Origin of the sequence: Psychrobacter sp. CAL346-MNA-CIBAN-0220, from assembly GCF_040309805.1 — a bacterium.
Classification (GTDB): Bacteria; Pseudomonadota; Gammaproteobacteria; order Pseudomonadales; family Moraxellaceae; genus Psychrobacter.
Map to the genome: position 1 here is coordinate 1 of NZ_JBEOPF010000072.1, position 326 is coordinate 326.

Below are 326 nucleotides of genomic sequence, written 5' to 3' on the forward strand. Positions count from 1 at the left end.
GGGGTAGCCTTGCTGCTTAAAGTGCTCAAGCTTATTCTGATATATCGCTCTTTTGATCGGACAGGCTTTTGGATGTTCTAAAGTCTTTTTTTTGACTGATGCCTAGACGCTTTAGGGCATGATGAATGCCTGTTTTACTACAGTTTAGACGACGTGCTCGCTCATACTGGTAATCATCAGGATGTTCTTTGACATCATTAAGTAGCACATCATCTGGTATTTTATAGGGTTTGGTTTGCCTGGTTGTTTTGCTATGAACACGTCTCTTCCAGTTCTGTATGGTGGTTGGGCTGAGATTATAGAATTCAGCTGCCTCGGCAAAGGTC

At 42.6% G+C, this 326-nt stretch carries 1 protein-coding gene; it reads right to left on the reverse strand.

The features are described from left to right. Positions 1-31: 31 nt before the first annotated feature. Positions 32-326: IS630 transposase-related protein (locus AAEY88_RS12740; RefSeq protein ID WP_350562968.1), on the reverse strand; the 295-nt coding region annotated here is incomplete at its 5' end.